The 14,027-nt window shown below is 37.2% G+C and carries 13 protein-coding genes and 1 pseudogene; 7 read left to right on the top strand and 7 right to left on the bottom strand.

What is annotated here, in order from left to right; all coding sequences use genetic code 11:
• Nucleotides 1-16 precede the first annotated feature (16 nt).
• A complete protein-coding gene (locus AWW83_RS05465; RefSeq protein ID WP_092349707.1) occupies nt 17-547 on the bottom strand; it encodes an acyl-CoA carboxylase biotin carboxyl carrier protein subunit in 531 nt (176 codons plus the stop codon).
• Nucleotides 548-709: 162 nt separating this feature from the next.
• Between AWW83_RS05465 and AWW83_RS05460 the strand changes: the two genes are divergently transcribed.
• The 4 genes and pseudogenes from AWW83_RS05460 (at nt 710) to AWW83_RS05440 (ending at nt 5,548) form a co-directional block, all read left to right on the top strand.
• Nucleotides 710-1,576, top strand: a complete 867-nt coding sequence (locus AWW83_RS05460; RefSeq protein WP_092349704.1) for a TRAP transporter TatT component family protein — start codon at nt 710-712, stop codon at nt 1,574-1,576.
• A 61-nt stretch (nt 1,577-1,637) separates the two neighbouring features.
• On the top strand, nt 1,638-2,333 hold the full coding sequence (locus AWW83_RS05455; protein WP_092349701.1) for a HisA/HisF-related TIM barrel protein: 696 nt from the start codon (nt 1,638-1,640) through the stop codon (nt 2,331-2,333).
• 20 nt (nt 2,334-2,353) lie between these two features.
• Nucleotides 2,354-4,201, top strand: a pseudogene (locus AWW83_RS05445) (bifunctional homocysteine S-methyltransferase/methylenetetrahydrofolate reductase).
• Nucleotides 4,202-4,219: 18 nt separating this feature from the next.
• Nucleotides 4,220-5,548: a thymidine phosphorylase gene (locus tag AWW83_RS05440; RefSeq protein WP_092349693.1), complete on the top strand. Its 1,329-nt coding sequence runs from the start codon at nt 4,220-4,222 to the stop codon at nt 5,546-5,548.
• A gap of 64 nt (nt 5,549-5,612) precedes the next feature.
• Here the strand turns inward: AWW83_RS05440 and AWW83_RS05435 are convergent, their stop codons facing one another.
• The 6 genes from AWW83_RS05435 to AWW83_RS05415 all read right to left on the bottom strand — a co-directional run bounded on the left by AWW83_RS05435 (nt 5,613) and on the right by AWW83_RS05415 (nt 11,497).
• Nucleotides 5,613-7,691, bottom strand: coding sequence for a multiheme c-type cytochrome (locus AWW83_RS05435; protein WP_092349690.1), 2,079 nt, complete (start codon nt 7,689-7,691; stop codon nt 5,613-5,615).
• A 209-nt stretch (nt 7,692-7,900) separates the two neighbouring features.
• Nucleotides 7,901-9,472: a dipeptidyl-peptidase 5 gene (locus tag AWW83_RS05430; RefSeq protein WP_234697259.1), complete on the bottom strand. Its 1,572-nt coding sequence runs from the start codon at nt 9,470-9,472 to the stop codon at nt 7,901-7,903.
• Nucleotides 9,372-9,944 carry a TolB family protein gene (locus tag AWW83_RS10015; RefSeq protein WP_234697258.1) on the bottom strand — a complete coding sequence of 191 codons (573 nt, stop codon included), beginning with the start codon at nt 9,942-9,944 and terminating at the stop codon, nt 9,372-9,374. Before AWW83_RS10015 ends, AWW83_RS05430 begins: the two co-directional genes overlap by 101 nt.
• A 121-nt stretch (nt 9,945-10,065) precedes the next feature.
• On the bottom strand, nt 10,066-10,500 hold the full coding sequence (locus AWW83_RS05425; RefSeq protein WP_092349687.1) for an energy transducer TonB: 435 nt from the start codon (nt 10,498-10,500) through the stop codon (nt 10,066-10,068).
• Between the two features lie 11 nt (nt 10,501-10,511).
• Entirely contained in the window at nt 10,512-10,958 is a 447-nt protein-coding gene (locus AWW83_RS05420) for a zf-HC2 domain-containing protein (RefSeq protein WP_092349684.1), read from the bottom strand.
• Nucleotides 10,955-11,497 (bottom strand): RNA polymerase sigma factor, encoded by a 543-nt coding sequence (locus tag AWW83_RS05415; protein ID WP_092349681.1) that lies wholly within the window; start codon nt 11,495-11,497, stop codon nt 10,955-10,957. The genes AWW83_RS05420 and AWW83_RS05415 overlap by 4 nt, the downstream gene beginning before the upstream one ends.
• Nucleotides 11,498-11,618: 121 nt before the next feature.
• On the opposite strand from AWW83_RS05415, the gene AWW83_RS05410 reads away from it, so the two are divergent.
• From AWW83_RS05410 to aroB, 3 genes are read left to right on the top strand one after another with little or no spacing between them, the layout of a single operon-like run.
• Nucleotides 11,619-12,269: a class I SAM-dependent methyltransferase gene (locus AWW83_RS05410; protein ID WP_159421115.1), complete on the top strand. Its 651-nt coding sequence runs from the start codon at nt 11,619-11,621 to the stop codon at nt 12,267-12,269.
• Nucleotides 12,266-12,811: a shikimate kinase gene (locus AWW83_RS05405; protein ID WP_092349675.1), complete on the top strand. Its 546-nt coding sequence runs from the start codon at nt 12,266-12,268 to the stop codon at nt 12,809-12,811. Before AWW83_RS05410 ends, AWW83_RS05405 begins: the two co-directional genes overlap by 4 nt.
• Nucleotides 12,804-13,895: a 3-dehydroquinate synthase gene (gene aroB, locus AWW83_RS05400; RefSeq protein ID WP_159421114.1), complete on the top strand. Its 1,092-nt coding sequence runs from the start codon at nt 12,804-12,806 to the stop codon at nt 13,893-13,895. Before AWW83_RS05405 ends, aroB begins: the two co-directional genes overlap by 8 nt.
• Nucleotides 13,896-14,027: the final 132 nt, after the last annotated feature.

The following is a 14,027-nucleotide window of genomic DNA, read 5'->3' as shown; positions in this document are numbered from 1 at the left end:
GTCCTCCATATTTTGTTTAGTTTGTTGAAATTTTTAAAAGAGACGCGTCTTTTTCCACGGCTGCTCCTTCATTTACGAAAACTTCTTCAACAGTGCCTTCAACATCGCTTCGTATTTCGTTTTCCATCTTCATGGCTTCAAGGATTAAGAGTTTGTCTCCAATTTTAATTTTGGTTCCGGGCTTTACAAAAATTTTGGTTATCAGCCCGGGCATAGGTGATTTTAGAATTTTATCTTTCTTGCTTTCCCCAAGCGAGGTGCTTCGGTAGGAATCTATCAGGGATTGATACTTGTTTATGTATTTACACTTGTAATCACGGATGGGGTTGGTTAGAATGGCAAAATCGTTGTTTAATGCGAAGGCGAATGAAAAAATTCTATTGTCAATTGAAAATGTTATCTCTTTATCGGAAATTTTTAAAACTTTAATTTCAAATTTTTTGTCCCCAATTTTTGCTTCAAAACTGTTCTCATCAGCCAGGGCGTTGCTTGTGGCGATTTTGTTTAAATCAACTTCAATTTCAAAATCGTTAACAATTATCTTCATAGCAATTTCCGAGTGTTTTTCTGCCTTTAAATATAAAGCAAAAAAATTTTTATTTCAAGTGGAGGTTTTGCTTTGATCGTTCGCATCCGCTGGTTTTAATTGTTTTTAAAATCGGGCGTCTTTAAATTTTTTAAAAATTGAAAACTTATTCAAAAAGGTGCAATGAGAAATTTTTACGCATTTATTTTTTTGATTTTCGTGCTTTATGGATGCAGTGTTCAGAAAGTTGCAATCAAATACGCAAGTGGTGTTTTTGATTCTGGAGTTAAAGCAATTTTTAGTGAAACCGACTATGAGATCGCAAAAACAAGCATACCGGCGAATTTAAAACTTCTTGAAGCGGTTTATAATGTTGATTCAACGAATGAGAAAACGGTTGTCTTTCTGGTGCAGGGTTATACTGGATACGCTATGGGCTTTGTAGAAGATGAAGACCCAAGTCGGGCGAAGTTAATTTACAAAAGGGCTTTTGAATATGGTTTGAATTTTATCAAGTCAAAAAGTAAAAAATTTTCATCTGCTTTAAATGGTGAATTCCCAGAGTTTGAAAAAGTTTTAAGAAGTGAGTTCAGCAAGAAGGATGTTCCTGTTATTTTCTGGACAGCAATGGCGTGGGGAAGTTATGTTAATTTAAGTAGAGATGACCCTGACGCAGTTAGCCAGATTCCAAAAATTGAAGCGATGGTTAAAAGAGCAATTGAACTTGATGAAAATTATTTTTATGGCTCGGGACATATGTTTCTTGGCGTTTTGCTTTCCGCAAGACCTAAAATTTTGGGCGGAGACCCGGAGAAAGGAAAAGAGCATTTTGAAAAATGTATAGAAATATCAAATCGCAAATATCTTCTTCCATATGTTTTCTATGCAAGATATTATGCAGTTCAGGTTCAGGACAGGGAGTTGTTTGAAAAATTGTTAACATATGTTGTTGATTCGCCGGTGGATATCCTCAAAGGTGGAGAACTTTTGAATGTCATCGCAAAAAAGAAAGCAGAAAAATTTAAAAGCATGGTAGATGAGTTTTTCTAAACTTTGCTTGAAAATTAGCCAATTTTTAAATAGATTTTAACAAATTCAAATGCGGTAGGAGATGATTTTGGTTATACCAGCAATTGAAATAAGACAGGGAAAGTGTGCGTGCGTGGTTCAAAGTTTGCCAGAAAATCCGAAGACATATCCAAATGATCCGATTGAGATGGCAAGATTGTGGAGAAAAGAAAATGCAAAGGTTCTTTATCTTGTTGATCTTGACGGCAAAGATTCTGGAAAGCCCGAAAATTGGGAAGTGATTGAAAATATCGTCAATGTGGTTGATATTCCTGTTGTTGTAAGTGGTGGTTTTAGAAGTTATGAAGATGTTAAAAAGGCGATTGACATTGGGATTTTAAGGATTGTTTTAGATATGGAAATATGTGATGGGGATTTCCAATTGAAAGAATTGATAGATGAGTTTGGCTCAAAAAGAATTGCTCTTAATGTTGAAGTAAAGGAAAATGTTGATGCTGTTAAGTTTGCTTTGAGAGCGAAGGAGAGTGGGATTGAGAGAATCGTTTATAAAGATGTCTTTGAAGATGAAACCGTTAATTTTATTTCACTTGAAAATTTTGCAAAGAGTGTCGGTTTAAAGATCACCGCTTTTGGCGAGTTAGCGGGTTATCCCGATTTGAAGAAACTTTCCGAAATGGAAAAATACGGAGTTGATTCAATTGTGTTAAGCAAATCGCTTTATCAAAACAGGTTTCCTTGTCAATATCTTTGGAGAATTGTTGAGGCAGAGATTTTATAAACAAAGTTATTTTTTTGAAAATGAAAAAGCCATTTCTTGAAAGATTGCTTGACGACAGACCGATTATTTGCGATGGTGCGATGGGAACAATGCTTGATCTTTATGAATATCCTGAACAACCAAGATGCATTCATAACATTTTAAATCCAGATATTGTAGCCAGAATCCATCGTGAATACATTGAGGCGGGTGCGGAGAAAATTTAAACGAACACAATTGATGCAAATAGATTTTGCCTTTAGTTTTTTCATCTTCAGGATAAAATTAAAGAAATTAACAGAGCTGGGGTTGAGATCGCAAAGTCAGTTGCAGGCGAAAATGTTTATGTTGCTGGTTCAATTGGTCCAACGGGAAAACTTCTTGAACCACTTGGAAAAGTAAAGTTTCAACAGGTCAAGGATGTGATAAAAGAACAGGCGGAGATTTTAATTGAGGCTGGGGTTGATCTCATAATTCTTGAAACATTTGTGAGCTTGAATGAACTTGATGCAGCAATTGAAGCAGTTAAAGAGGTTTCAGATAAAATTCCATTGATAGCTCAAAAAACATTTCCCGAAGATGGGGCAATACTTGCAACTGATTTCCCGATTGAAGTAGTAAGACACATAAAGGAAAAAGGTGTGACCGTTGTCGGTTCAAATTGCACGGTTGGACCACAGCGTATGTTTTCAATAATAAAAGCGATGTATCAGGACGATGTGATTCTTTCAGCGCAACCTGCAGCTGGGATTCCAACTCTTGTTGATGGTAGATCTGTTTATCACGCAAGCCCTGAGTATCTTGCAACCTACGCTAAACAGCTTGTTGAAGCAGGTGTTAAAATAATTGGCGCCTGTTGTGGTTCAACTCCATCGCATATAAAAGCAATTGCTTCTGCCGTTAAGGATTTAAAATTGAAAAAAGCACAGATTGAGATAAAAATTAAAAAAGAAGAAAAACAAACACAGACAAATTCAACTTCCGATGAACGCATAAGCGTTGTAATTGAGGATAAAAGTTCAAACTTTGCGAAGAAAATTGGGAAAAAATTTCTGACGACGGTTGAGCTTGATATTCCACGGGGGCTTGATATGAGCTCGGTAATTGAGGGTGCAAGATATTTGAAGGAAAATGGAATTGATGCGGTTAACATAACCGATGGGGCAAGAGCAAGGTTTAGAATGGACCCTGTGACGATTTCACATCTTGTTCAATCTTCTGTTGGAATTGAGACGATAACGCACATTGCTTGCAGAGATAGAAATTTGATCGGTTTACAGGGTTTGCTTCTGGGAGCGTGGGCTTTGGGAATTAAAAATATACTTGCTATCACAGGCGACCCGACAAAAATTGGCGACTTCCCCAATGCTACGACTGTTCTTGATGTTGATTCAATTGGTTTGATAAGGATTTTGAAAAATATGAACCAAGGGCTTGATGCAGTTGGAAATACAATCGGTGAGCCGACGCATTTTCTAATCGCCTGCGCAGTTAATCCAACTGCACAAAATCTTGATTATGAGGTCTCACGTCTTGAGAAAAAAGTTGAAGCGGGAGCACAAATTGTTTTCACTCAACCACTTTACGAAATGAAGACGCTTGAACTTTTCATAAAGAAGATTGAACATTTGAAAATTCCTGTTATGCTTGGGATATTGCCATTGCGAAGTTATAAACACGCCGAATTTTTGCATAATGAGGTTCCGGGTATAAACATACCTGATTGGGTAAGAGAAAAACTTTTTCTTGCTCGTGATGATGCGGGAAAAGTTGGAGTTGAAATTTCAGCTCAGTTTTTAAAAGAAGCCAAACATCTCGTCAGTGGTGCTTATCTTCTCCCACCATTTAAAAAGTATCATCTTGCTGTTGAAATACTTCAAAAAATTTAAAACAAACCAGCATTTCAAATGCTACCTCAGGAGATAATTCGCAAGAAAAGGGACGGAGGAAAACTTTCAAAAGATGAAATTTCTTTTTTTGTCAATGGTTATCTTGATGGAAGAATACCCGATTATCAAATGTCTGCTTTTTTAATGGCTGTTTATTTCAGAGGTATGGATTTTGAAGAGACGACATATTTAACGGAAGTTATGTTAAATTCCGGACATATCGTTGATCTTTCAGATGTCCCCGGGATAAAAGTTGATAAACATTCTACTGGTGGGGTTGGTGATAAGGTATCAATCATTCTTGCTCCAATTGTCGCATCCGCTGGTGTTCCCGTCCCGATGATTTCAGGTCGCGGTCTTGGACATACAGGTGGAACTCTTGATAAACTTGAATCAATTCCGGGTTTCAAAACAAATCTTTCAATTGAAGAGTATAAAAGAGTGATCTCAGAAATTGGGCTTGTGATGATAGGTCAAACGCAGGAAATTGCACCTGCGGATAAAAAAATTTACGCTTTGAGAGATGTCACCGCAACCGTTGAATCAATACCTCTTATATCCGCAAGCATAATGAGTAAAAAACTCGCTGAAGGAATTGATGCGCTTGTCCTTGATGTGAAAACAGGACGCGGTGCGTTTATGAAAGAATATGAAAAATCGCTTGAACTTGCTCAAACGCTCTTTACAATTGGAAAAAATTTTGGAAAGAAAGTAATTGCTTTTATAACAGATATGAATCAACCGCTTGGATATGCGGTTGGAAACTGGCTTGAAGTTGTTGAATCAGTTCAGTGTCTTCGCGGGCTTGATGTCCCAGATCTAATGTATGTCACATATGTTCTTGCAGGAGCAATGATTATGTTGGGCGGAAAGGCAAACTCAATTGAAGAAGGGATAAAAATTGCTCAAAAAGTCGTTCTCTCTGGCGAAGCGTATGAAAAATTTCTCCAACTCGTTGAAAGACAAGGTGGAGATGTGAGCTACATTGAGAACCTTGAAAAATATCCGATGTCAAAACATTCAATTGAAGTAAAAAGTATGTTTGATGGTTATGTTTATGAAATTGATGCTCTTGAAGTTGGGATTGTGTCGCTAATTTTAGGAGCTGGCAGAACGAAAGTTGACGATGTAATTGATCCCAAAGCAGGTATCGTTTTGAGAAAAAAAGTCGGGGATAAAGTTGAAGTTGGTGAGCAACTTGCTGTTTTTTACACGGATAAAGACGATGTCATAAAAGAAGCAAAAGAGCGACTTTCAAAAGCTTTCAAAATAAGTTCAGAAAAACCGCAAATACCAAAACTTGTTAAGACGATAATTGATTCAGAAGGAGTGAGAGAATGGAAGTAAAAAGGGCGGGTTTAAGAACCCGCCCTTCGTTTTTATTCACAACTTATCCACATCTGTGCAAAACTTACTTCATCAGGACCATCTTCTTCGTTGCTACGAAATCATCCGCGGTCAATCTGTAGAAGTAAACACCGCTTGAAAGACCTGTCGCATTGAATTCAACTGTATAAACACCAGCTCTCATATACTCATCTTTCAGCACGGCAACTCTTTCACCCAGGACATTGAACACTTCAAGTTTAACTCTCGCATCTTTCGGCAGTGCAAATGCAATTTTTGTTGATGGGTTGAATGGGTTCGGATAGTTTTGATAGAGTTCAAAGCTAACCGGAACATCGGGCGTGTTGAATTCAACGCCTGTGAGTTTATTGATTGAAAGTTGCAGTAAGCTCACAACATATTTCGGATTATGCACGCCGTGGCTTTTATCTTCAACAACATAGCGATAGTTCCAATATGCTTGTTTTAATTTCACAGAGTCAGGGTTTGTTCTTATTTGTGTCCAATCAACCGTTGGTTGTCCTACGGGCGGAAGTGCCATTGCAAGCATTTCAATTAATCCATCAACCTCTTTCATAAATGGCTCAATTGTTCCATCTTTATCGTAATCATACGAAGCCATAATGTCATCAAATTTCGTTATTCCAGTATGGCACTTTACACAACCAGTTATGTTATCATATTCCTGACCATCGGGTGCGATATATTTCATTTTCCATGTGTGCATTCCGATTTTATCTCTTGCAACATGCCCTGTGTCTGGGGTTGCAGACATATGGCAACCGACGCAAGCATTTTCAACAAGGCGATGCCCAACACTGCTTGGCAAAACTGTTCCCCAAGTATAACCATTTTGACCAAGATAAACATCACCAGCACCAGCATAATGTGGTCCCCAAACAGCGCTTAAATTTGTTGTAACATAGGTCAACGCATTCCTGCGATACTTATGGCAATTGACACAAAGTTTTCCTTTCCCAAGATCAATTTGTGAATAGTTAAATCCATTTGCCAGAGTATCAGCTGTTGCAGGAGCTTCTCTTAACTCCATTGAGTGCGGATCGTGGCAGGTCTGACAGGTTATCTTCGTGTGTTTAATTGCAGAATAGCCAGATGAAATTCTGTTGTCAAATTGTTCATTCTTAACGAATGCAACAAATCCGGCTCCATCGTGGCAACGAACGCAAGTGTTAAGATTATATTGACCTGGCTGAATCGTTGTTGTTCCACTTGAACGGAAACTATTTGACCAAACTGCTTCAGCATGACCTGAATATTCCCACTGCACATAACGATTGTGTCTCCACGGTTCATTATGGCACTGTGCACAAACTTCAGCGCTCATTGTCTTCGGCTGTGTTCCAGCCCCAAAGTGACTTGGGTTCTTTGGACCATGGCAAGTTTCACATCCAATTGTTGCGAGCAAGCTTAAATTCTTCTTATCCGTTGTCAAAAGTGAATCAAACAATCCAGCTCTTGGTGGTTTCCATTGGTTCCAGTCAAATCCAAGCTGTGTCGCTACATCATCAAAACCACCGTTATTTGCCATCGTGTTGTATCCCGTTGTGTGACATCTCCAACAGTTTGGACCCCAGTATGGTGCAACTTGACCATTCATTCCTCGTTGAAACATGGTTGCGTGATCTGAGGCAACCCACTCATTGTAAATATTCGGCGTTGCACCCTTGTGGCAAGTGGCACAGTTGAGAGTGCTCGCACCAACATCTTTCCAATCAACGCCCGTATAATTAGCTGCTATAATTGTGATCGTTGTATCATCAACACCATTTACAACAAGCTTGACCTGATAAGACCCGGCAACATCAGGCGTAAATGTGACAAGTTGCTGATTTGTGCTGCTCAGGGTTGCATTTGAACCTGATGGTTTTCCGACGATTGACCATTCATAACTTGTAGCCGGCTTGAAAGCCGTATCACCTGAAACATCGTAACCTTTGAGCCAAACAACTGTCCCGGTCCCAACAACCGGCAAACCAGATGAAATACTGTCAAGATTCATGATTCCCATTTGCTCAAGGACATGTGGGGACATACCTTCAATTTTGATATACGCCTTTTGGGCTAACAAAGGCAGTGTTAGAGTGAGAAGCAAAATCGCCAAAGTTGTAAATCTTAATCTCATTTTTTCACCTAAATTTTGTTGTTTTATCTACAAGTTGCAGAAATTCATAAAGCAAATTTTATGCCACTTCAAAAATTTTTAAATTTTGCTAATTTTTGAGGTTCATTTGACATAATTGGCACAAAGTGAGGATTTCCCATTGTCTTATTTTTCAACAATGCGAGGGATTTTTCTGGAAGGAAAGGGGGCAAACTAAAGCCCCCTTGAGTTTATTTTTTCAAATACATATCAAGCCAATCAAGAACAGTCTTCCACCAAAGGCGGGCATTTTGTGGTTTCAATATGTGATGACCTTCATCCGGGAAATAAAGCATTTTTGATGGGACCCCCATTCTTTGAAGAGCTGTAAACATCATAAAACCTTGACTTACATCAACCCTATAATCAAGCTGACCGTGGATAACCAAAGTTGGTGTTCTGAAATTTTTCACATAATTGCTTGGCGACCATTTTTTATACATTTCCGGATTTGTCCACGGTGTTCCTTTAAATTCCCACTCTGGGAACCACAATTCCTCTGTTGAACCATACATACTTGGCAGGTCAAATACGCCAGCGTGTGAAACAAGACATTTGAAAATTTCTTTCTCGTTATGTCCCGCTATCCAGTTTATCATATACCCTCCATATGAAGCGCCTGCTGCACCAATTTTTTCTGGGTCAATAAACTTATAATTTTTCAGAACATGATCAACACCTTTCATCAAATCCTCAAAAACCTTCCCGCCCCAATCACCGCTTATCTCATCTGTAAATTTCTGTCCATATCCAGTTGAACCTCTTGGATTTATCATCACAACAACATAACCTCTTGATGCAAACATCTGCGCATTCCATCTGTAGTGGAAATTGTCAGCCCACATTGATTGAGGTCCGCCGTGAATTAAAAATACGGCTGGATATTTTTTGCTTGCGTCAAAAAATGGCGGTTTCAAAAAAAAACCGTGAAATTTCGTCCCACCAGCACCACTAAACCAAAAATCTTTAAACGAGTTTCTCTCAAGATGAGATAAAATTGAATCGTTTTGATGCGTAATTTGGACTGTTTCAAATGTTGAAAGATCAAGCCGGTATATTTCTGCTGGCTTGTTAATTGATTCTCTTTTGAAGATAAGAAATTTTCCATCTGGAGTTATCGCAATTTCAGTGTTGTAGCTTCGTTCGGTTATTTTTTTAATCTCAGCAGTTTTTACATCAATCCTGTAAATTGAATTGTATCCTTGATCCTCAGCAGTAAAATATATAAATTTTCCATCAGGTGACCATATCACTTCGCCAACCGAACGATCAAAATTCTCTGTTAAGTTAATTGTTTTTCCTGTTTCCCTTTCGTAAAGCATCAATCTGTATTTGTCGGATTCAAATCCGGCTCTAAACTGTGCCCTGTATGCGATATATTTTCCATCGGGTGAGTAAACAGGTTGATTGTCGTTTGCTTTATTCGTTGTTATTTTCTTTATCAATCCACCTTCTGGAGTTGTGACGAAAAGATCGTTATTAGTGCTTATTGCTATCATCGTATCAGTATTTCTTACAAAACAAATTTCTTTCCCGTCGGGTGAAAACGCATAATCAATTTTTCCTCCGAGATCAATCGGTGGCGTATCATAATCACCCGGCGTTATATCGGCGATCTTTCCACTGTTTAGATCAACAACGAAAAGATGGCTTCGCTTGTCGTCAATCCATCTGTTCCAAATTCTGAAAGGTAATTTTGTGAAGAATTTTGCTTTGACTTTGCTCGTTTCTCTTTCTTTTTCCCTTTTTTGCGTTGCAATCATTGTCGGGACAATCTGGATAAACTTGAGATGTGAAAGCAAGATATTTCCCATCCGAAGACCATATCACAGCATCAGCTCCAAGAGCAACGCTTGTAATTTTCTTAACTTCACCGGTTTCAAGCGACATGATGTAAACTTGTGGTTCACCATCACGAGTTGAAATAAAAGCGATTTTTTTGCCATCTGGAGACCATGCTGGGGAGTAGTTTGAACCCTCGCCTTTTGTGAGTTGTCTCGTCTCTTTGCCGTCAATTGAAACAATGTAAATATCCCTTTGCCCACGGTTTTCTTCCATATTGTAAGATGTAACAACATAAGCAATACATTTACCATCGGGAGATACAGCAAGGTTTGAAACTCTTTTCATCGCCCAGAGATCCTCAACAGTTATAGCCCTTTTTTGTGCATAAACTGGAAGTGCAATTAAAATAATGAGAATGACTAAAATCGGAAGGTAAAATTTTTTGAACATGGTTTGCATTTGTTTTTGTTTTAAAGTAAATCGGGAAGGCGAGAACCTTCCCATTTTTAGACAGGTAAATTTTAATCAAAAATGAAAATTAATTCAAGATTAAATTCCCCGAAGATTGCACTTAATTCTTGTTCAACTTGAATCTTACAGGAATTATAACTTTGACCTTAACGGGTTTGCCCTGTGAATAAGCAGGCGTAAATTTTGCCTGTGATACTGCTTTTAACACTTCTTCATCACATCCATAACCAATTCCTTTCACAATTTCTGCGTGATCAACTCCGCCATTTTCATTCACATAAACCACCGCATACACAGTTCCTTCAATTCCTTTTTTTAGCGCTTCTTCTGGATATTTGACTTTGCTTTGGATTGATTGAAGACCGCCGATTAATTGTGGCATTGTTTCAGCAAGTGTTGCGTAGTTTTCTTTTTTGAATTCAGTGCTTGGAGCTGTGGGTGATTCACCAAGTTTGATGCTGTTCTTTTCATTGGTTTTTGAACAGGCAAAGAACAAGAAAATTACCGAAGCCCAGATAAAAAATTTCACTCGCATTGTAATTTACCTCATTTTTGTTTTTGTGTTTCTGGGTAAATTGTTATCTGTGGAATCCCATAAACTATGATAGTTCTTGTTTTTGTATAAACTGGCGTTTGCGTTTTCATCGCTTCAATTGTCATTGCTCTGTCATAGACAAAAATCCCAAGCAAAAAAGAAAGCAAAAACAACATAAAGATAACCGCAGAAAGAAGTGAAGCTGGAATTGGAATTTCCATTTTTAAACTTCTCTTTATCTTCTCTGGCAAAGTTTCTTTTCTCGCAATTTCAATTTTCTTAATTTCAGGAATTTCAATTTTATCTTTCATCGCCTCGGTTTTAAACTTGAGCGAAATTTTCAAAAAGTCCTGACAATCCCTGCACGAAAAAACATGTGAAAACGCCTCATCAACATTTTCCACAATTTCACCATCAATAAATGAGCTAATTATTTCTTGAATTTCTTCGCATCTCATTTTTCTTCATCTCCGTATAATTTTTTGTAAATTTCTGTGAGTTTTTTTCTTGCCTTAAAAAGTTTTGACTTAACAGCTGGAATTGTTGTGTTAAGCACCTCCGCAATATCGGCATAACTTAATCCATTCCACTCTCTCAAAATCAAAATTTCTCTGTATTCATCTCCGATTAAATCAAGCACCTTCATTAATCTTTCTTTCGTTTCTTTGATTTCAAATTCTTTTTCAATTTCAAAGTTTGAATTTATCTCAATTTGTTCGGTATCAATTTTTTCTTTTTTGTCCCGTATAAAGTTAAGGCACTTATTTCTTGCCATTTTAAAGAGCAAAGCGGAAAGAGATGAATTCGGCTCAATTGAATTTATGTTTTCGTAAAGTTTCAAAAAGACATCCTGAACTATATCAAGAGCAGTTTCCTTATCCGAGATCATTCTGAAGCAAAATCTGTAAAGTTGGTTTTTGTATTTTTCGTAAATTTCCTCAAATGCGGATATTTCGCCGTTTTTTATTCGCTCCAGTATTTCCCTGTCGCTGTCCATCACAAAGTGCTGTCTTTTGCTTTCATTTAATATAACCCTGAAGCAGGGCAAAGGTTTCTACTTTTGGCAGAATGTGTGAATTTTGCATAAATTTAAATGAGAAAATAGAATTGTTGAAAAATTGCTAATTTTTGAAATAGCAAATAAGAAAATTTTGATTGAAACACCCTTTGACCCGAAGGATTATCTGAAATCCGTTGATGATGTCGTTGAAAAATACTCAACCGATTACAAAATTCCATTCTGGATTGATGTCTGGCCATCTGCAATTGCTCTTGCGGAATTTATACTTGAAAGTGATGAATTCTCTGGTAAAAAAGTTCTTGAACTTGGATGTGGGCTCGGGCTTACGACAGTTGCCCTCGGACTTAAAAACGCAATCGTCACAGCAACAGATTATGAAATGATGGCTTTGCAATACGCAAGACGAAATTACATTAAAAATGTCGGAAATGAAGAAAGTGCAAAATTTGTCTATCTTGATTGGAGACATCCTGTTTTGTCCGAAAAATTTGACTTTGTAATTGGTGCGGATATAATCTATGAAAGAGAATTATTTCAGGACATAGTCAATGTTTTGAGAATTGCGATGACCCCGAATTCAATCTGTTATCTTGCGGACCCGAACAGGATATTTACGATTGAGTTCTTTGAAATTTTGAAAATGGAATCATTTGATTTTGAGATAGCGTCAAAGAGAGAAGTTATTTACAGAGATATGAAAGCGAATGTATCAATTTACAGAATAAAGAAATCTCAAATGAGCAGATGAAAAAAGCACTTGTCTTTTTAACTGGATTTATGGGCTCGGGAAAAAGCACAATTGGACCAATCCTTGCGAAAGAAATTGGATATGACTTTATTGATGTTGATGAACTCATTGAAAAAATTGACGGAAGAAAGATCGTTGATATATTTCGTGAAGACGGAGAGATTTATTTTAGAAATCTTGAAAGGCAAATTTTAATTGAAACAGTTTTAAAACTTTCAAAATTTGTCGTTGCTTTGGGTGGTGGGACGATAACTTTTTCAGATAATCTTTTTCTCGTCAAAAGGTCTGGGATTTTAATCTACCTTAAAGCAAGCCCCGAAATTCTTTTGCAAAGAATAAAATTCAAAACCGATAGACCTTTGCTTCTTGATCCGATGGGCAATCTGCTTCCAGAAAATTTGCTTTTTGAAAGAATTACAACATTGCTCCAAATGAGAGAGCCATATTATTTGCAGGCGGATTTTTTCGTTTCAACAGATGATAGAGGTATTGAAGAAACGGTTGCGGAAATTTTAAAGAAACTTGAGGGAAAAATTGCGTAAAATTTTTTTGAACTTAAAAAATGTTAAGTATCCGATTTACATCGGAAAAGAAATTTTTGATCGCTTCCCACAGATTTGCAAAAGGCATGGAATAAAATCACATCTTGCAGTCATAACTGATAAAATAGTCGCCGATTTATATCTTGATGAATTTTTGAGATTGATGACAAAAAATGGATTTTACCCTGAACCAATAATTGTAAATGCTGGTGAATCAAGCAAAAGTTTGTCCGTTGTTTCAAAAATTTACACCAATTTAATTGAAATGAAATTAAGGCGTGATGAAAGTGTCGTTGCTTTTGGTGGCGGAGTTATAGGAGATCTTGCTGGCTTTATCTCCGCAACTTACCTTAGGGGTGTTAACTTAATTCACATTCCGACGACGCTTCTTGCTCAAATTGATAGTTCAATCGGTGGAAAAGTTGGGATAAATCATAAGCTTGGGAAAAATTTGATCGGTGCGTTTTATCATCCTGTTTTTATCTTTACAGATGTTGCTTTTTTGAAAACATTGCCAAAGCGAGAGTTAATCTGCGGACTTGGTGAAGTTGTAAAATACGGAGTTATAATGGATAAAGAAATTTTTAAAACGGTTGAAGCAGAACTTGAAAAAATTTTAAACTTTGATCTCAAAATTATTGAACCGCTCGTTTTTAAATCAATTCAAATTAAGACATCAATTGTTGAAAAAGATGAGAGAGAGAAAAAATTGAGAATGATTTTAAACTTCGGTCATACGATCGGACACGGGATAGAAGCAGGGTTAAATTATAAGAGGTTAAAGCACGGTGAAGCAGTCATGTTTGGAATCGTCGGGGAAAGTTTCATCGCTTTTGAGAGAGGAATTTTGAAAAAAGATGACTTTGAAAAGATAAAAAAATTAGTTTTTAAAGTCGGCGTCAATTTTCCCAAGAAAATTCTTGCTAAAGATGTTGTCTTGAAGCATATTGGTTATGATAAGAAAATTTATTCTGAAAGATTGAACATGTATTTACCTGTTAAAATCGGAAAGATGAAGTTTTTCAATGATGTCGGTTTCGGTGAGATTGAGAGAGCGATTGAGTTTTTGTTTGATCAAAATTAAACCAAAATTGCACATGCGAAAAATATATTTTCTTCTTTTTCTCTTTTGCTCATTTCTTTTCGCACAAGTTCATCCTAAAAGAGAAGTTCGTGCGGTTTGGTTGACGACTGTTTACGGTCTTGACTGGCCAAG

This window comes from Candidatus Chryseopegocella kryptomonas, assembly GCF_001536065.1.
Lineage (GTDB): Bacteria > Bacteroidota > Ignavibacteria > Kryptoniales > Kryptoniaceae > Kryptonium > Kryptonium kryptomonas.
Note: the sequence above shows the minus strand (reverse complement) of the source record. Positions and strands in the feature narration are given on the sequence as shown.